The organism is Streptomyces dysideae (assembly GCF_001514305.1).
Classification (GTDB): Bacteria; Actinomycetota; Actinomycetes; order Streptomycetales; family Streptomycetaceae; genus Streptomyces; species Streptomyces dysideae.
Window position 1 is genome coordinate 1 of record NZ_KQ949090.1, and the last position, 17,801, is coordinate 17,801.

Sequence of the window (17,801 nt, forward strand, 5' to 3'; positions counted from 1 at the left end):
GTTTAGGGGGTGTTTCGAAAGTCCCGCACAGCACCCACGGCGCCCGGCACGCTCCCCCACTGCCTTAAGGGCGTGGGAGGTGCCCCCACTCGCCGCACCGGCCAAAAGCCCAAGTACGTCCAGTACGAGGGCTTTCGTCCGGCGCGCCGAGAGCACGCACCGGACACCGCGGGCACCGCACAGGACTTTCGAAACACCCCCTAGTTGCCGCACCCGCCGGTCGATCTCGTCCTCCTCGGCGTCCCAGTCGGGCAGCGGTCCGTCGGCCACGAAGGCCTGCACCTCAGGTCTCATGCCGGGCATGATCGACGCCCGCCGCCCGGTCGGGCAAACTCCCACCGCCCCGTAGGGTCCAGACCGTGACGATCCATGCGCAAGCCCTCCTGTTCGACAACGACGGCACCCTGGTCTTCTCCCTCGCCTCCGTGGACCGCTGCTGGACCCGGTGGGCCGGGGAGTACGGGATCACCGCCGAGGAGTTCGGGCGCATCGAACTGCACGGGCGTCCGGCCGCCGAGATAGCCGCCGACCTCCTGCCGGCCGGCATCGTGCCGGAGGCCGTCGCGCGGATCGAGCAAGCTGGAGGTCGAGGACGTACCCAACGGGGGCGTCCAACTGCTGCCCGGCACCCGGGCGTTCCTCGACTCGCTGCCCTCCCCCAACTTCTCGGCTTCGCTCGAAGCCGGGGGACCCCCATCCGCTGGGCCGTCGTCACCTCCGCCACCCGGCGCCTCGCCGAGGCCCGCCTCGACGCCGTCGGCATCCGCCCCAAGAAGATGGTCGCCGCCGACGACGTCACCCGCGGCAAGCCCGGCCCCGAGCCCTACCTCCTCGCCGCCCGCCGGCTCGGCGTCGACCCCGCCCACTGCGTCGTCTTCGAGGACGCCCCGGCAGGCCTCCAGGCGGGCCGTGCGGCCGGGATGACCACCGTGGCCTTGGCCACAACCCACGCGGCCCACGAGCTGGACGCCGACCTCGTGGTGAGCGACCTGTCGGCCCTGTCCGCTCTGGTCACCGCCCAGGGAGTGGAGATCTCCGCCCACGTCTGACGGGTGTCCGCCGCTGTCCAGCATCCGGACGGCGGCGGACTGTCAGCACCGTAGGTCTGGTTTACTGATCGCATGACCACGACGAGCTGCCGCACCCTTGCGACCGAGGCGACCATGACGCCCGGTGCTCGTTGTATGTGTCGAATGTGCGCCTTCTAGAGGGCCCCCGCACCACACCCTGAGCCTCGCGCCCCGAAGCGAGCCGCCGTGGCATGTCCGTACGCCGAATGCCGTACGTGACCGAAGCCGCCCCGCGCACATGTTCTCCCCGGTTCCTATGCCACCGCACGAGAACCGTGTCGCGTTCCCGACCGAATGCACCCCGCCAGGGCACACCCACGCCCTGCACCCGACAGTGACGGAAACCCCAGTGATCACCACCTCGGGCCTGACGAAAATCTACCGGTCCCACCGCTCCCGCGGCCGAGAGGTCACCGCCCTGGACGGCGTCGATCTCCACGTCCGCGAAGGCGAGGTGTACGGCGTCATCGGCCAGTCCGGCGCCGGCAAGTCCTCGCTCATCCGCTGTGTCAACCTGCTGGAGCGCCCCACCGCCGGCACGGTCACCGTCGCCGGCCAGGACCTCACCGCGCTCGCCGGCCGCGGCCCCCGCGCCAGCAGGGAACTCCGCCAAGCGCGCAGCCGTATCGGCATGGTCTTCCAGCACTTCAACCTGCTGTCCTCCCGGACGGTCCAGGACAACGTCGAGCTCCCGCTCGAGATCCTCGGCAGGTCGGGGAGGCAACGTTCCGCCAAGGCCCTCGAACTCCTCGACCTCGTAGGCCTCGCCGACAAGGCCAGGGCCTACCCCGCCCAGCTCTCCGGCGGCCAGAAGCAGCGCGTCGGTATCGCCCGCGCCCTCGCCGGCGACCCCAAGGTGCTGCTCTCCGACGAGGCCACCAGCGCCCTCGACCCGGAGACCACCCGCTCCATCCTTCAGCTGCTGCGCGACCTGAACCGGCAACTGGGCCTGACCGTCCTGCTCATCACCCACGAGATGGACGTCGTGAAGTCGGTCTGCGACTCGGCCGCCCTCATGGCGAACGGCCGCATCGTCGAGTCCGGCACCGTCAGCGAACTCCTCGCCACCCCGGGCTCGGAACTCGCGTCCGCCCTCTTCCCGGTCGGCGGCGAGGCCACCGGCGACGACCGCACCGTCGTCGACGTCACCTTCCACGGCGAGGCCGCCACCCAGCCCGTCATCTCCCAGCTCTCGCGCACCTACAACATCGACATATCGATCCTCGGTGCCGCCATCGACACCGTCGGCGGCCTCCAGGTCGGCCGGATGCGCATCGAACTCCCCGGCCGCTACGAGGACAACGTCGTGCCGATCGGCTTCCTGCGCGAACAGGGCCTGCAGATCGATGTCGTGGGCCAGGAGCCCGCTTCCGTGCTGGTGAAGGAAGGTGCCAAGTGACCTGGTCCGAAATGCAACCCCTGTTGGCGCAGGCGTGTTGGGACACCCTCTACATGGTCGGCTGGTCCACGCTCATCGCCGTCGTCGGCGGACTCCCGCTCGGCGTCCTCCTCGTCCTCACCGACCGGGGCGGACTGCTGCAGAACGTCCTCGCCAGCAAGGTCATCGGGCAGATCGTGAACGTCGCCCGCTCGCTGCCGTTCATCATCCTGATGGTCGCGCTGATGGGCTTCACCCGCACGATCACCGGGACGACCATCGGCCGCGAGGCCGCCATCGTGCCGCTCGCGGTCGGCGCGATCCCCTTCTTCGCCCGTCTGGTCGAGACGGCTGTCCGCGAAGTGGACGGCGGGCTCGTCGAGGCCGTGCAGTCGATGGGCGGCAACACCTGGACCATCGTCCGCAAGGTCCTCGTACCCGAGTCCCTGCCCTCGCTGATCGCCGGCACCACCACCACGATCGTCGCGCTCATCGGCTACTCCGCCATGGCCGGCACGGTCGGCGCCGGCGGCCTCGGCGACATCGCCGTCCGCTACGGCTACCAGCGCTTCGAGACCGAGCTGATGTGGATCACCGTGGCGGTCCTCGCGGTCGCCATCTCACTCATCCAGTTCGCCGGCGACCACGCGGCCCGCGCCCTGCACCGCCGCGCCGGCACGTCAGGCCCCGCGCCCAGGCTCCGCCTGCTGAAGGCATCCACGGCGACGAGCAAGACCGTCTGACCGTCGCTCCACGATCTCCCCGACCACCCACGTCGGGGTCGCACCACCCATCAGGAAAGGCACTTTTCGTGCGTAACACCGCCAAGTTCACCACCGCCGTCCTCGCCGCCGGAGCCCTCACCCTCGGGCTCACCGCCTGCGGCGCGGACCATGACTCCGCCTCCGACACCAGCGGTCCGCTGGTCGTCGCCGCGAGCCCGACCCCGCACGCCGAGATCCTCACCTACGTCAAGGACAACCTGGCGAAGAAGGCGGGACTCGACCTCGAGGTGCGGGAGTTCACCGACTACGTGACGCCGAACACGGCGACCGAGGACGGTTCGGTGGGCGCCAACTACTTCCAGAACCAGCCGTACCTCGACGACTTCAACAAGGAGAACGGCACCCACATCGTGCCCGTCGTCACGGTCCACCTGGAGCCGCTCGGCCTCTACTCGCACAAGGTCAAGAGCGCCGACGACCTGAAGAGCGGCGCGACCGTTGCCGTCCCGAACGACAGCGTCAACGAGGCCCGCGCGCTCAAGCTCCTCGACGCCGACGGGATCATCACGCTCAAGGACGGCGTGGGCAACGAGGCGACCCCCGCCGACATCGTCAAGAACCCCAGGAAGCTCAAGTTCAAGGAGCTGGAGGCGGCCCAGACCCCGCGCTCCCTGGACGACGTCGACGCCGCGGTCGTCAACGGCAACTACGCCATCGAGGCCGACCTCTCGCCCGCGCAGGACGCCCTCGTCCTGGAGTCGCCGAAGGACAACCCGTACGGCAACTTCCTCGCGGTCAAGGACGGCGACGAGGACGACCCGCGGGTGGAGAAGCTCCTCACCTCCGACGAGGTCAGGAAGTTCATCGAGGACACCTACGAGGGTTCGGTCATCCCGTCTTTCTGATCCGCCCGTAAGGCACTCGCCGCCACGGGGTCCGCTCGGTCACAACGAGGGGACCCCGTGGTGCGGTTCAGTGCTTTCATACTGCATGCTGGGCAGTTCAGCAGGCCCTGACGGTTTTCGAAGGTTACGGAGCGGCGCCATGACGAGCACCTTCCCCAACATCTCCATCAGCACGGAGCGGTTGGTCCTGCGCCCCTTCGAGGAGCCGGACATCGAGGCGTTCGCCGAGATGATGAACGACGAACTCGTCACCGCCTGGACCTCCGCACCACAGCCCTACACCGAGGCCGACGCCCGGAAGTGGATCACCGAACTAGCCCAGGCCGAACGGGCCGAGGGCCGCGGCATAGTCTTCGCCGTCACCGAGTTCCTCACCCAGCGCCTGGTCGGCATCGTGCACCTGCAGCACACCAACTGGCGGGTCCGCTCCAGTGAGATCGCCTACGTCGTCGCTCCCTGGGCGCGCGGCGAGGGCTACGCCTCCGAGGCCGCCCTCGCCACCGCCCAGTGGCTCTTCCACGACCAGAAGTTCGAGCGGCTCGAGCTGCGCACCGCCGCCGACAACACCGCCTCCCAGCAGGTGGCGCAGAAGATCGGCTGCATCAGCGAGGGCGTCCTGCGCAACGCCTGGATAGCGCGCACCCGGACCGAGGACGGGACGTGGACCGAAGTGCGCACCGACGTCATCGTCTGGAGTCTCCTGCCGGAGGACCTCGCCGGTGTCGCCGAGCAGCTGGCCGACACCGGCGGCTTCACGTCGTACGGCGACTGGAACTGAACCCGCCGGTGCCACCAGGTACGCTCACGGAGCCCGCCCCCGGGCTGTCCGACGACGACCTGCGCACACCCCCTGGAGACTGACGACGATGGCCGACCGGGTCACGGTGATCGGCTGGGACGGCTCGCCGCTGACTGCCGCGGCACGTTCCGCTCTGGGCGCCGCCACACTGGTGGCCGGTGCCGCCCACCACCTGGCACTCCCCGAGGTACCGCCCGCCGCGGAGCGCATCCGCCTCGGCAGCGTCGCCCTCGCCGCCCGCCGGATCGCCGCCCACCGCGGCACCGCGGTCGTGTTCGCCGACGGCGACCCCGGCTTCTTCGGCGTCGTACGGACGCTGCGCGCCCCCGAGTTCGGCCTCGAGGTCGAGGTCGTCCCCGCCGTCTCCTCCGTCGCCGCCGCCTTCGCCCGGGCCGGCATGCCCTGGGACGACGCACAGGTGGTCGTCGCACACCGACGCACCCTGCGGCGCGCGGTGAATGTGTGCCGCGCCCACACCAAGGTCGCCGTCCTGACCTCACCCGGCGCCGGCCCCGCCGAACTCGGTCTGCTCCTGGAAGGCGTCCACCGCACCTTCGTGATCTGCGAGGAGCTGGGCACCGAACGCGAGCAGGTCAGCGTCGTCACCTCCGACAAGGCCGCCGACCACACCTGGCGCGACCCGAACGTCGTCATCGTCATCGGCGGCCCAGTCGGCCCGGCCGTCGTGGGCGAGGGCGGCGGCTGGCTCGCCGGCCGCGACCCCGGCACCGGCCCGCGCGGCTGGACGCTGCCCGCCGAGGCGTACGGCGGCCATCTCGGCGAAGGCGAGGCGGACCTGCTCCGGGCCGCCCAACTCGCCCGCCTCGGCCCCCGCGTCGGCGACCTGGTCTGGGACATCGGCTGCGGCAGCGGTGCCTTCGCCGTCGAGGCGGCCCGCGCCGGCGCCGCCGTCATCGCCGTCGACCGCGACCCGGCGGCCTGTGCCCGCACCGACGCCACCGCCCGCCGCTTCGGGGTCCAGCTGCAGATCGTCCACGGCAACGCCCCGCACGTCCTGGAACGCCTGCCCGAACCGGACGTCGTCCGGGTCGGCGGCGGGGGAGCGGCCGTGGTCTCCGCGGTCGTCGACCGCCGTCCGCAGCGCATCGTCACGCACGCCGGGACCCGCGACGCCGCCGAACTCGTCGGCCGCGACCTGAGCGAACACGGCTACGGCGTCGAGTGCGCCCTCGTCCAGTCCGTCGAACTCGACACGCGGGTCTGGACGGAGACCGAGCGAAGCGTCGCGTTCCTGCTCAGCGGCCTGCTGCCCGACCGTACGGTCTGACCCGGTTCCCGTCCCCGTGATCCTGTTGTCGTACTGCGCGCGGTAGGCTGGCCGATCGTTGTACCGCACTCGGTCGCCCGGCTTTTCGTCGGTCAATGTCCGGAAAACTCGCCCGTTTTGGGGTGGGTGTGGTACGGCAGAACCGGAGGACGCGCAACGTGGCGCAGTCCACAGCGGGCCGTCGCGGATCAAGCTGTCGTGACGGAGGAACGGCCGGGACAATGCCAGTTAATGGCTTTGTCGTCTTTGTGGACGGGTCGTTCGTGCCGCTGGGCACGCACGCTCGTTCTTCACTGCGGGGCGGTCGGTGCGCCGTCCCGGGTGAGCTGGTCGTAGAAGCACTAACCGATGGGCGAGGGGTACGCATGACCGACACCGGCCAGGTTCCGGGCGAGGGACTGCCGGAGAACGCAGGCATGGTGGAGCAGCCGGGCGTCCCCGCACACGGCACGTACACCTACCTCTCCGAGACCACCGCCGAGGACGAAGACCTGTTGCTGCTGCCCGGCGCCCAGGGCGCGTGGGGCAACGAGGTAGCCCCGCCGGCGCCGGAGCCGGTCGTCGAGGCCGTCCACGAACCCGGCCCGCACGAGATGTCCGGCCGCGACAGCGGCTCGGTCGACCTCAGCGGGGTCCGCCTGCCCAACCCGACGCCCCCCACGGCCCCTTCGGTGCCGATCCCGCCCATCACCCCGCGCCGCCCGCTCCACCTGGGCCCGCCGATCCCCGACGCCTCCGCCAGCCCGGTCCGCTCCCTCGCCGACCGCGGCGCCGTAGGCGCACCCGTACGCCGGCCCGGCCCCGAGTACCTCGACGTCCCCCAGCACCGCGAGGCCGCCCCCCGGGCCGCGACACCGTGGGGCGCCCCGGCCCCCGCCCAGGTGGGCACCGAGGCACCGGCTGCGGAAACGGTTGTCCCGACCTCTGCCCAGAGCACCGAGCCGACGGGCACGGCCCAGGCGGTCGCGACCCGCGTCGCGACCGAGGCCGACACGCCGACACCGCAGGAGAATGTGCACGCCGGGCACGAGCCGGTGGGCGGAGAGGCTGCGCCTGGGGCTGTGCCGGTTGCTGGGGTGGCGTATGGCCCGGACGGTGGGCTGACGCCGGTCGCGGGCGGTGAGCTGGGTGCTGGGCTTGGGCCGGATGCGGGTCAGGTCCCGGAGGCTCGGGATACGCCGGGTGCCGGGTCTGGTCCGGACGCCGGTCAGGTGCCGGGAGTTGGTCAGGTGCCCGTGGCTGAGGTCGTGCCCGGTGCCGGGCCGACGGCTGGGCTTGGGCTGGATGCCGGTCAGGTACCGGAGGTTGAGATTGCCCCCGGTGCTGGGACGGTGGCTGGGCTTGGTCCCGATGCCGGTCAGGTGCCGGGCGTCGGTGAGGTGCCGATGGCTGGGGGTGGGCCGGTTGCCGGGCTTGGGCCGGACGCCGATCAGGTGCCCGTAGCCGGGCTTGGTCCCGATGTCGGTCAGGTGCAGGTGCCTGGTGCTGAGCCTGTAGCTGGTCCTGGTCCGGGTGTCGGTCAGGTGCCGGTGGCTGGGGGGGCGTCGGTTGCCGGGCTTGGGCCGGAAGCCGGTCAGGTACTGGAAGCTGATGTCGTGCCGGGTGGTGAGCCCGTCGCCGGGCTTGGACCGGATGCGGGTCAGGTACCGGTGGCCGGGGGTGTGCCGGGTGCTGGGGCTGGTCCGGACGCCGGTCAGGTGCCGGGTGTTGGTCAGGTGCCCGTGGCTGAGGTGGTGCCCGGTGCTGGGCCGACGGCTGAGCTTGGGCCGGATGCCGGTCAGGTGGCGGTGGCCGGCGATGCGTCGGGTGCTGGGCAGGTGCCAGTAGCAGGGGGTGGTCCGGGCGCCGGTCAGACGCCGGCCGACGGGCAGGTTCTGGACGCCGGGGAGGTCCCCGGACCTGGGCAGGTTCAGGACGCCGGGGAGAACCCGGGTGCTGGGCACGTTCAGGGTGCCGGCGGGGTTCCGGTGGCCGGGCAGGTTCCGGGCGCCGGGGAGGACGCGGTGGCTGGAACTGGTTCGGATGCCGGAGGTGACCCGGTGCACGAGGGCCACTCGGAGGCCGGTCAGGCTCCCGCGACTGTCGGTGTTGCGGCCGCCGGTGAGATGCCCGCCGCTGCGGCGGACGCCGTTCCCGCCGCGGGCGTAGGACACACCCCAGAGGCCGGTGCCGCCCCGGACGCGGGGCGGGGCCCCGAGCCCGTACAGGCCGCCGAGGCCATGGCCGTAGTTGAGGGTGGGCAGGTGCCCGAGGCCGTCGCGGCTGAGGCCATGCCGGTTGCGGAGCCGTCCGCGCAGGCCGCGGAGACACCGGTTCCTGAGACGCCCGCGCCGGAAGCCGCGCCGCTCCCTGAGGCCGTACAGCCCGCAGCCGAGCCCCTCGCGCCGCAGGCTGCTCAGCCCGCCGAAGCCCCCGTGGCCGAAGCGCCCGCGCCGGAGGCAGCGCCCGCCTCGACGGCACCCGACGCCGCACAGCCCGCCGACGCCGCCGCCCCTACCGAGGACGCCTCCACAGCCGTAACCGCCGAGCCGTCCTCGCAACCGACGACGACCGCCGAACAGCCCGCACCGGGCCAGCCCGGGATCCCCCTCCAGGACCCCCAGCAGGCACAGTCCCCGGCACAGGACGTTCCGTCACAGCCGGCACCCGCAGACGCCGAAGCACGGACCGTGACGGAGGCCCCCGTGCCCCCCACCGAAGCGGAAGCCCACATGGCAGACCCCGCAGCCCACATCCCGGACACCCTCGCCCCCCACCCCTACGTCGCCGACCCCGCCGGCCCGCAGCTCCGCTCTCCGGAGTCCACCGCGCCCGCCGAGCAGATCCAGGCCGACGCCACCGCCCCCCTCCCGCCCGGCATCCCCCCGGAGCCCCACCCGGACCAGCCCCTCGGCCAGTTCGTCCCGGTCGAGGGATCCGTGCCGACCACCCCGCACCTCGCGCCGACCCCGCCCCAGCCGATCACCCTCCCCACGGAGGAACAGGCCCCCACGGTCCCCACCCCGCGCGAGGGCGACCCCGAACTCGTACAGCACGCGGAGGACCTGGACACCCGGGCCGCCGATCAGGAAGACCCGCAGGACCAGGAAGAAATGAGCGCGGCCGCCGTGGAAGAAGTACGACAGTCCACCGGCCCGGCCGCGCCCGGCTACGACGACGCCGAGCGCGAGGCCGTCCTCAAGGTCATGCGTGAACGCCGCGACATCCGCAACGGCTTCCGCAGCGACCCGATCCCGCACGAGGTACTGCTCCGCGTCCTGGAGGCGGCCCACACCGCACCCTCCGTCGGCCACTCGCAGCCCTGGGACTTCGTCGTCATCCGGTCCGCCGACACCCGGCGCACCATGCACGAACTGGCCATGCGCCAGCGCGACGCATACGCGAAGTCCCTCCCCAAGGGCCGCGCGAAGCAGTTCAAGGAACTGAAGATCGAGGCCATCCTCGACACCCCGGTGAACATCGTCGTCACCGCCGACCCCACCCGCGGCGGCCGCCACACCCTTGGCCGGCACACCCAGCCGCAGATGGCGCCGTACTCCTCCGCCCTCGCCGTCGAGAACCTCTGGCTCGCCGCCCGCGCCGAAGGCCTCGGCGTCGGCTGGGTCAGCTTCTTCGACGAGCGCGAGATGGTCCGCACCCTCGGCCTGCCCGAACACCTCGATGTGGTCGCCTACCTCTGCGTGGGCTACGTCGACGAGTTCCCGGACGAGCCCGAGCTGATGCAGGCGGGCTGGTCCAAGCGCCGCCCGCTGTCCTGGGTGGTCCACGAGGAGACGTACGGCCGCCGCGCCCTGCCCGGAGAGGAACCGCACGACCTGCTCGCCGAGACCGTAGCCCAGATCCGTCCGCTCGACGCAAAGGCCCTCGGGGAGGCCTGGGAGCGCCAGAAGCGGATGACCAAGCCCGCCGGAGCCCTCGGCATGCTGGAGATCATCTCCGCGCAGCTGTCCGGTCTGTCCCGCCAGTGCCCGCCGCCGATCCCGGAGCCCGCGGCCGTCGCGGTCTTCGCCGGTGACCACGGTGTCCACGCCCAGGGCGTGACCCCCTGGCCGCAGGAGGTGACGGCCCAGATGGTGGCCAACTTCCTCGGCGGCGGCGCGGTCTGCAACGCCTTCGCGAGCCAGGTGGGCGCCGAGGTCTGCGTCGTGGACGTGGGCGTCGCCTCCGACCTCCCGGCCACGCCCGGCCTGCTGCCCCGCAAGGTCCGCGCGGGCACGTCGGACATGACGACGGGCCCGGCGATGACCCGCGAGGAGGCCAAGCAGGCCATCGAGGTGGGCATCGAGACGGCCCGCGACCTGGTGGCGGCCGGCAACAAGGCCCTGCTCACCGGTGAGATGGGCATCGCGAACACGACCGCGTCCGCCGCCCTGATCTCGGTCTTCACGGGCGCGGATCCGGCCGAGGTGACGGGCCGGGGCACCGGCATCAACGACGAGACGCTGGCCCGCAAGACCGAAGTGGTCCGCCGCGCCCTCGAACTCCACCAGCCCGACCCGGCCGACCCCATCGGCGTCCTCGCCGCGATCGGCGGCTTCGAACACGCGGCGATCGTCGGCCTCCTCCTCGGCGGCGCGTCCCTGCGTACGCCGGTGATCCTGGACGGCGTCAGCGCGGGCGCCGCGGCCCTGGTGGCCCGCGCGATCGCCCCCGAGGTCCTGGCGGCCTGCATCGCCGGCCACCGCAGCGCGGAACCGGGCCACGTGGCAGCCCTGAACAAGCTCGGGCTGCGCCCCCTGGTCGACCTCGACCTCCGCCTCGGCGAGGGCACGGGCGCCCTGCTGGCCCTCCCCCTGGTCCAGAGCACGGCACGCGCCATGCACGAGGTGGCGACATTCGACTCGGCGGGGGTAACTGAGAAGTAGCGGTCACCGCATCGGAGCAGCGGTCACCGCAACGCAGGCAGGGGGACTCCGGGACTGCAGTCCCGCCCCCTCGTTCGCCTGCCGCGGTCGTGGGCAGGCGTTCCGCACGGCGGAACGGGTGCCGCCCACCTCCTCCCCACACCCGGCATCACAGCTCAGCCACCGGACACCCGATCCGCCACGCTCACCCGCACCTTAAAATCCGCACGTCAGGGCCACCGAACAGCCGCAAAGAGGAGCCGCACCCTCATGGCCGAACACCCCGCCTACCCCGTAGGCCTCCGCCTCACCGGCCGCAGGGTCGTCGTCCTCGGCGGCGGCCAGGTCGCCCAGCGCCGCCTCCCGGCACTGATCGCGGCGGGCGCGGACATCCACCTCGTATCCCCCGAGGCCACCCCCTCCGTGGAGGCGATGGCGGACGCGGGCGAGATCACCTGGGAGAAGCGCCCATACGCCGAAGGCGACCTCGCCGAAGCCTGGTACGCCCTGATCGCCACCAGCGACACCGAGGCGAACGCCCGAGCCTCCGCCGAGGCAGAGGCGCACCGCGTCTGGTGCGTCCGTTCCGACGACGCCGACGCGGCCACCGCCTGGACCCCGGCCACGGGCCACAGCGAGGGTGTCACGGTCGCCGTACTCACCACGGACGCCCGCGGCCGCGACCCCCGCCACACCGCGGCCATCCGTGACGCGGTCGTCGAAGGCCTCCGCGACGGCACCCTCGTCGCCCCCCACCACCGCACCCGCACCGCGGGCGTCGCCCTCGTCGGCGGCGGCCCCGGCGACCCGGACCTGATCACGGTCCGCGGCCGCCGCCTCCTCGCCGAGGCCGACGTCGTCATCGCCGACCGCCTCGGCCCCCGCGACCTCCTCGCCGAACTCCCGCCGCACGTCGAGGTGATCGACGCGGCGAAGATCCCGTACGGCCGTTTCATGGCCCAGGAGGCCATCAACAACGCCCTGATCGAACACGCCAAGCAGGGCAAGTCCGTCGTACGCCTCAAGGGCGGCGACCCCTACGTCTACGGCCGCGGCATGGAAGAGGTCCAGGCTCTGGCCGAGGCGGGCATCCCGTGCACGGTCGTCCCCGGCATCTCCAGCTCGATCTCGGTCCCGGGCGCGGCCGGCATCCCGGTCACCCACCGTGGCGTCGCCCACGAGTTCACAGTGGTCAGCGGACACGTGGCCCCCGACGACGAACGCTCGCTCGTCGACTGGCCGTCCCTCGCCAAGCTCACCGGCACGCTGGTGATCCTCATGGGCGTCGACAAGATCGGCCGGATCGCCGAGACCCTGATCGCCCACGGCAAGCGGGCCGACACCCCCGTCGCCCTGATCCAGGAGGGCACGACCGCCGCCCAGCGCCGCGTCGACGCGACCCTCGCGACGGTCGCCGAGACGGTCCGTACGCAGGAGGTCAAGCCCCCGGCGGTCATCATCATCGGCGAGGTCGTGAACGTCGGCCCGCAGGCATCCGAGTAACCGCGGGTAACTCAACCCGTTCCCAGCCGTTGGCACCGCACCCAGGACAAGGCAGTATCACCCTGTGGCCGATCTCATCACCGTCGAGGACCCCGACGACCCGCGCCTGCGCGACTACACGGGCCTGACCGACGTAGAACTGCGCCGCAAGCGCGAACCGGCCGAGGGCCTGTTCATCGCCGAGGGCGAGAAGGTCATCAGAAGAGCCAAGGAAGCCGGCTACGAGATGCGGTCGATGCTGCTCTCGGCCAAGTGGGTCGACGTCATGCGCGACGTCATCGACGAACTCCCGGCCCCGGTGTACGCGGTCAGCCCGGAACTCGCCGAGCAGGTCACCGGCTACCACGTGCACCGCGGCGCGCTCGCCTCCATGCAGCGCAAGCCGCTCCCGACGGCCACCGACCTCCTCCAGACCGCCCGCCGGGTGGTGGTCATGGAGTCGGTCAACGACCACACCAACATCGGCGCGATCTTCCGTTCGGCCGCCGCCCTCGGCATGGACGCGGTCCTGCTCTCCCCGGACTGCGCCGACCCCCTCTACCGCCGCAGCGTCAAGGTCTCGATGGGCGCGGTCTTCTCCGTCCCGTACGCCCGCCTCGACACCTGGCCCAAGGGCCTGGAGTCGGTCCGCGAGGCCGGCTTCACGCTCCTCGCGCTCACCCCGGACGAGAAGGCGAGGAGCCTCGACGAGGCCGCACCGCACCGGATGGACCGGGTCGCCCTGATGCTCGGCGCCGAGGGCGACGGCCTGTCCACACAGGCCCTGGTCGCGGCCGACGAGTGGGTCCGCATCCCCATGTCCCACGGCGTCGACTCCCTCAACGTCGGCGCGGCGGCCGCGGTCGCCTTCTACGCGGTGGCCACCGGCCGCCCCCGGAACTAGCGCGATGCCCACGACGCCCCAGCGCCAGGCGATCGTCGCGGTCATCCTCCGCGCCGACCGCGTCCTCGCCGTCCGCCGCGGCCCCGGCGTGGTCCGCCCCGGCTACTGGCAACCCCTCAGCGGCAAGATCGAACCGGGGGAGTCCCAGCAGGAGGCCGTGATCCGGGAGGTCCGCGAAGAGGTCGGCCTCACCGTCGTCCCCCTGGCGAAGGTCTGGGAGTCGGAGACCGACGACGGCACCTTCCGCCTCCACTGGTGGACGGCGAAGGCCGACGCCGGCGAGGTGGTCCCCGACCCCCGCGAGGTCGCCGAGACCCGCTGGGTCACGGCGGAGCAATTCCTGCGCCTCGACCCGGTCTTCGAAGGTGACCGGGAGTTCTTCGAACGGATCCTGCCGGAGCTGTAGGCCCTACTCGGCCGCGTCGAAAGGGGATCCGCGGTCCGTCTTCTGCACCTGTTCATGCCCTTGCTGCTGGTTCCGTACGACGTCCCCGGCGCCGCCGAGCCCCCGCTGCGGCCCCTGGCAGCCCTGCGCCGCCGCGATGCCGAGCGCGACGAGCAGCGTCACCACCACGAACACGAACAGCCGCTGCCGCAGCAGTTGCGGATTGGCCGGCCGCCGACCCGTCCCCGTGGTCCGGGGGGCCGGACGACCGGCACCACTGCGCGGCGGCGCGGACCGGTTCCCGTTGCCGGGCCGCGTGGAGTTCCGCTGCACGGGCGTGGGCCGGGGGGCCCCGGACCGGGAGGACGAGGCGGAACCGCCGCGCGACGGGGCGGGCCCGCGCGAGGCGCCGTTGCTCCGCGGAGCGCCGCCGGTCCCCCTGGGCGGAGGGGTGCCCTGCGGACGCCGCTGGGCGCGCTGCTGCTCCGGGTAGCTGTCGGGGAGCCGCCCGGTGGGCCGGTCCGGCTCCCCCGTACGCGGCGCGGGCGGCCGTACCTCCCCGATCCCCTGGGCCTCCCGGGCCGCGATCTCCTTGAGCCGCAGCGACAGCTGAAGCGTGCTGGGCCGCTCCTCGGGGTCCTTCGCGAGACAGGCCCGTACGAGCGGAGCGAGCGCGTCGGGCACCCCGTGCAGCTGCGCCTCCTCGTGCACGACGCGGTACAGCATCACCTCGGAACTGCCGTGCCCGAAGGGCGAGTCACCCATCGACGCGTACGCCAGGGTCGCCCCCAGTGCGAACACGTCCGTGGCCGGGGTGACGGCGGCGCCGCGCACCTGCTCCGGGGCGAGGAAGCCGGGCGACCCGACAGCGGTCCCCACATGCGTGAGCGTCGAGGCCCCCGTCGCCCAGGCGATGCCGAAGTCGATGATCCGCGGCCCCTTCGGGGACAGCAGGATGTTGGACGGCTTGAGATCCCGGTGCACGACCCCGGCCTCGTGCACGGCGACCAGCCCCTCGGAAAGGGCGGCACCGATCGAGGCGACCTCGGCCGCGCCCAGCGACCCCTCGTCGGCGACCTTGTCGTGCAGGGAGGGCCCGGGCACGTACTGAGTGGCGAACCAGGGCCGATCAGCATCGAGGTCGGCGGCGACGAGGCGGGCCGTACACCCACCCCGGATCCGCCGTGCCGCCGAGACCTCACGCGCGAACCGCGACCGGAACTCCTGATCCTCCGCCAGATCGGGCCGGATCACCTTCAGCGCGACCCGCTGCCCCTTCTTGTCGGAGCCCAGGTAGACGACGCCCATCCCGCCCGCGCCGAGCCGTCTGTGAAGCCTGAACGAGCCGACGACGCGCGGGTCCTCGCGCCTCAGGCGCATCATCGCCATGTTCATCCCCGCTGCCCGGTCCCTGTGACGAGCCACAGCTTACGTTTCCACGGCCGCCCGCGCGCAGAGGCCGCGCCCTCTCGGCCCGATCGATTGTCAGTGCCGGGTGGGAGACTTGAGGAGTGGTCAGGGAGCCGGTGAACAGGCCGACTTCGGCCTGCTGGCACTCCCAACCATCCGCCGAAGAAGGGGGATTGAACCCGTGAAGGGTGATCGCGTGGAGATAGTCGTGGACGCGGGGGACACGACCCGCACGTACGAGGTGGTGGCGAGCAGGGCGGGCCGCCGGGTGGAGACGGCGGTGCGCCGAGGAGTGGTGGAAGTGAGCGAAGTCACCCGGAGCGGCTCCGTGGTCCGCACGGCCCGCTTCATGGCGACCAGGGTCCTGGCACTGGTCGAACAGCCCGTTCCCCGAGAGGACAGCTCGGAGAAACCCGGGCACACCGGGCGCCCCCTCCGGGAAGACCCCGAGACCTAGGTCTTCGTCTCCACCCAGGGGAGTACTCCGCAGGTCATGGCTCATCCTCCGGGAGGCCAGGCATTCGGTACGAGGGCATGACGCCCCGCGTCGCCCGCCCGCCTAGATTTGAGGTCAAGCGGCGGGTGCAGCACTCGTCCCCCGAGGTCAGACACCCGCCGCTGCCAACGACAACTGAGTTCGGTCAGGAGAGGGACCATGGCCCACACGGCACCGCGGACGCTGGTCCGCACCCAGGAGCGGACGGCGTTCCGCCTCCGCCGCACGGGCCGCCGCCACCCTTTGGTGGCGACGCTGATGGCCCTTCCCCTGGCGGCCCTCCTGCTCCTCGTCTTCGACGGCTGGGAGACAGTGGCCACACAGGCGTCGTCCGTGGGTGTGATGCTGGGGCGCTGAGCGGCGACCCCAGGCCCGGAAGAGCGGTCCGGGCGGGGACATCCATCCATGAAACCCCGTGGGGACGGGGGTGCGGCGGACGGCACAAATGCCGGCGCAGCTGGGGAGCTGCGCCGGCATTGCTGTCTTCGCACACAAACGCAGCGGCAGGTAGCCACTCGGCTGCGGTCAGTCGTGTCATGGGGGCGGCGCCCACCAGCGCAGCGGCAGCCGGCCGCTCAGCCGCGGACAGCCGTGCCACTGAGCCGGGGCCCATCCACGCCGCCGCAGCCGGCCGCCGAGCCGCGGTCAGTCGCGCAGCTGGGGCGGGGCCCATCCACGCCGCGGCGCTCAGCCGCCCAGCCGCGGACAGCCGTGCCGCTGAGCCGAGGCCCACCCGCGCGGCTGCAGACATCCATCAGGCCACGGTCAGCCGTGCCGCTGGGGCGGCAACCGGGCGGTATCCCGTGGCGTGGTGCAGGCATGCGGACCGCGCGGCTCCGCTCGGCGCGCCGGGGGAAGGCGCCGGCCGGTCTCCGCGCAGCTGTCCGCGCCGCTCACTGGCGGCTACGCCGCAATCCTGCCCGGCGCCGGGCACACAGCCGCGCTGACCTGCGGAGCCATGAACTCCGCGCCGCTACACCACTTCGCGGGACGCCACCGGCACCCGTCCCAAAGAGAGGCGGTGCCCCGTTGGCGCCGGGCTGCGCGACCCACCCCCGTCGGCCATCACCTCGCGCACCTGAACACCCCGGCGGATCCACCTGCGTACCCTCGCGACCAGACCCGCACGCCCCAGGGAGTCTCGTGACCGCCAACCCCTTGCTCTCCGAACTGACCGCCAAGGCCCGAGCCAAGGCCCACTCATCGCACAAGGCCTGCCCCTGCGGAGCAACCGTCACCCTTGCCGACCGCCCCGACGCCACCGTCGTCCGCCACGCCGGCACCGTCGCCAAGGCCCACGCCCCGGACCTCACCCCCGCCGACCTGGCCCCCCGCCTCACCACGGCCACCCATCTCCCCGGCATCCTCCTGCCCCCACTGGCCGCGACGCCGGTCGACCTGCACGGCCGCCTGGTCACGTTCTGGCCGTACGGCACCCCCGTGGACCCGGAGGACCCCGACGCGGCCCCCTGGGAAGCCGCCGCCACCCTCCTCGCCCACCTCCACCGCACCCCAGCCCCAATCCCGACGACAGCCCTCCCTCCCATGCGCGGCCCCGCCAAGGCCGCTCAGGCCATCGCCCGCCTCCGCACAGCCACCGCAGCCAACCCACAGGCCGCCCCCACCGCCGCCCCCCCCATCCTCCGAGCCTGGGCCACCCTCCCCGCCTGGGCCCAGGCCAAGACCCCCATGCCCGACACCACCACCCTCTGCCACGGCGACCTCCACCTCGGCCAGCTGGTGCGCCATCCCACCCCCCACGGCCCCTGGCTGCTGATCGACGTCGACGACCTCGGCACCGGCGTCCCGGCCTGGGACCTCGCCCGCCCCGCCGCCTGGTACGCCGGGGGACTGCTCCCGCCCGACGAGTGGACCCGCTTCCTCACCGCCTACCGCGCGGCCGGCGGCCCGGCCGTCCCCGCCGACGGCGACCCCTGGCCCGCCCTGGACGTCCCGGCCCGCGCCCTCACCGCGCAGACCGCGGCCCGTGCCGTCACCAAGGCCATGGCAGAGGAACGCCCCCTGGACGAGGTCGAGCAGGCCCTCGTCGACGCCTGTGTCCGAATCGCTTCCGCCCCGCCCGAGTTGGCGTACGAATACGCGAAGTAGGGTGCA

14 protein-coding genes and 2 pseudogenes are annotated in these 17,801 nt (G+C 72.5%); 13 read left to right on the plus strand and 3 right to left on the minus strand.

Annotated features, from left to right (window positions below; genetic code table 11):
• Positions 1-294: pseudogene (locus AQJ91_RS55945) on the minus strand (hypothetical protein); the annotation flags it as partial.
• 65 nt (positions 295-359) lie between these two features.
• Here AQJ91_RS55945 and AQJ91_RS23880 point away from each other — a divergent pair.
• The 6 genes from AQJ91_RS23880 (at position 360) to cbiE (ending at position 6,165) form a co-directional block, all read left to right on the plus strand.
• Positions 360-1,049 (plus strand): HAD-IA family hydrolase, encoded by a 690-nt coding sequence (locus AQJ91_RS23880; RefSeq protein WP_234382875.1) that lies wholly within the window; start codon positions 360-362, stop codon positions 1,047-1,049.
• A 370-nt stretch (positions 1,050-1,419) separates the two neighbouring features.
• Positions 1,420-2,469 (plus strand): methionine ABC transporter ATP-binding protein, encoded by a 1,050-nt coding sequence (locus AQJ91_RS23885; protein ID WP_067025428.1) that lies wholly within the window; start codon positions 1,420-1,422, stop codon positions 2,467-2,469.
• Positions 2,466-3,191 (plus strand): methionine ABC transporter permease, encoded by a 726-nt coding sequence (locus AQJ91_RS23890; RefSeq protein ID WP_067025431.1) that lies wholly within the window; start codon positions 2,466-2,468, stop codon positions 3,189-3,191. Before AQJ91_RS23885 ends, AQJ91_RS23890 begins: the two co-directional genes overlap by 4 nt.
• Before the next feature lie 68 nt (positions 3,192-3,259).
• Entirely contained in the window at positions 3,260-4,078 is an 819-nt protein-coding gene (locus AQJ91_RS23895; RefSeq protein ID WP_067025434.1) for a MetQ/NlpA family ABC transporter substrate-binding protein, read from the plus strand.
• 139 nt (positions 4,079-4,217) lie between these two features.
• The gene (locus AQJ91_RS23900; RefSeq protein ID WP_067025437.1) at positions 4,218-4,856 is read left to right on the plus strand and encodes a GNAT family N-acetyltransferase; all 639 of its coding nucleotides are present in this window, start codon (positions 4,218-4,220) and stop codon (positions 4,854-4,856) included.
• A gap of 88 nt (positions 4,857-4,944) precedes the next feature.
• The gene (gene cbiE, locus AQJ91_RS23905) at positions 4,945-6,165 is read left to right on the plus strand and encodes a precorrin-6y C5,15-methyltransferase (decarboxylating) subunit CbiE (protein WP_067025440.1); all 1,221 of its coding nucleotides are present in this window, start codon (positions 4,945-4,947) and stop codon (positions 6,163-6,165) included.
• Between the two features lie 341 nt (positions 6,166-6,506).
• On the opposite strand, the gene AQJ91_RS58345 is transcribed toward cbiE, so the two are convergent.
• Entirely contained in the window at positions 6,507-8,318 is a 1,812-nt protein-coding gene (locus AQJ91_RS58345; RefSeq protein ID WP_067025443.1) for a hypothetical protein, read from the minus strand.
• A 978-nt stretch (positions 8,319-9,296) separates the two neighbouring features.
• Between AQJ91_RS58345 and cobT the strand changes: the two are divergent.
• The 4 genes and pseudogenes from cobT to AQJ91_RS23930 form a co-directional block, all read left to right on the plus strand.
• Positions 9,297-11,030, plus strand: a pseudogene (cobT, locus tag AQJ91_RS58350) (nicotinate-nucleotide--dimethylbenzimidazole phosphoribosyltransferase); the annotation flags it as partial.
• Between the two features lie 249 nt (positions 11,031-11,279).
• Positions 11,280-12,512 (plus strand): uroporphyrinogen-III C-methyltransferase, encoded by a 1,233-nt coding sequence (gene cobA, locus AQJ91_RS23920; protein ID WP_067025446.1) that lies wholly within the window; start codon positions 11,280-11,282, stop codon positions 12,510-12,512.
• 64 nt (positions 12,513-12,576) lie between these two features.
• The gene (locus AQJ91_RS23925) at positions 12,577-13,395 is read left to right on the plus strand and encodes a TrmH family RNA methyltransferase (protein ID WP_067025449.1); all 819 of its coding nucleotides are present in this window, start codon (positions 12,577-12,579) and stop codon (positions 13,393-13,395) included.
• 4 nt (positions 13,396-13,399) lie between these two features.
• A complete protein-coding gene (locus AQJ91_RS23930; protein WP_067025452.1) occupies positions 13,400-13,801 on the plus strand; it encodes an NUDIX domain-containing protein in 402 nt (133 codons plus the stop codon).
• A 3-nt stretch (positions 13,802-13,804) separates the two neighbouring features.
• Here the strand turns inward: AQJ91_RS23930 and AQJ91_RS23935 are convergent, their stop codons facing one another.
• Positions 13,805-15,175, minus strand: coding sequence for a serine/threonine-protein kinase (locus AQJ91_RS23935; protein WP_107122514.1), 1,371 nt, complete (start codon positions 15,173-15,175; stop codon positions 13,805-13,807).
• A 196-nt stretch (positions 15,176-15,371) separates the two neighbouring features.
• Between AQJ91_RS23935 and AQJ91_RS23940 the strand changes: the two genes are divergently transcribed.
• The 3 genes from AQJ91_RS23940 (at position 15,372) to AQJ91_RS23950 (ending at position 17,795) form a co-directional block, all read left to right on the plus strand.
• Positions 15,372-15,647 carry a hypothetical protein gene (locus tag AQJ91_RS23940; RefSeq protein ID WP_067025459.1) on the plus strand — a complete coding sequence of 92 codons (276 nt, stop codon included), beginning with the start codon at positions 15,372-15,374 and terminating at the stop codon, positions 15,645-15,647.
• 198 nt (positions 15,648-15,845) lie between these two features.
• Positions 15,846-16,043 (plus strand): hypothetical protein, encoded by a 198-nt coding sequence (locus AQJ91_RS23945; RefSeq protein ID WP_067025462.1) that lies wholly within the window; start codon positions 15,846-15,848, stop codon positions 16,041-16,043.
• Positions 16,044-16,829: 786 nt separating this feature from the next.
• Positions 16,830-17,795, plus strand: coding sequence for a phosphotransferase family protein (locus tag AQJ91_RS23950; RefSeq protein WP_067025464.1), 966 nt, complete (start codon positions 16,830-16,832; stop codon positions 17,793-17,795).
• Positions 17,796-17,801: the final 6 nt, after the last annotated feature.

Coding starts and splice junctions, on each gene's coding strand:
- AQJ91_RS23945 (WP_067025462.1), top strand. CDS start 15,846: ATGGCCCACACGGCACCGCGGACGCTGGTCCGCACCCAGGAGCGGACG.
- cobA (WP_067025446.1), top strand. CDS start 11,280: ATGGCCGAACACCCCGCCTACCCCGTAGGCCTCCGCCTCACCGGCCGC.
- cbiE (WP_067025440.1), top strand. CDS start 4,945: ATGGCCGACCGGGTCACGGTGATCGGCTGGGACGGCTCGCCGCTGACT.
- AQJ91_RS23900 (WP_067025437.1), top strand. CDS start 4,218: ATGACGAGCACCTTCCCCAACATCTCCATCAGCACGGAGCGGTTGGTC.
- AQJ91_RS23935 (WP_107122514.1), bottom strand. CDS start 15,175: ATGAACATGGCGATGATGCGCCTGAGGCGCGAGGACCCGCGCGTCGTC.
- AQJ91_RS23930 (WP_067025452.1), top strand. CDS start 13,400: ATGCCCACGACGCCCCAGCGCCAGGCGATCGTCGCGGTCATCCTCCGC.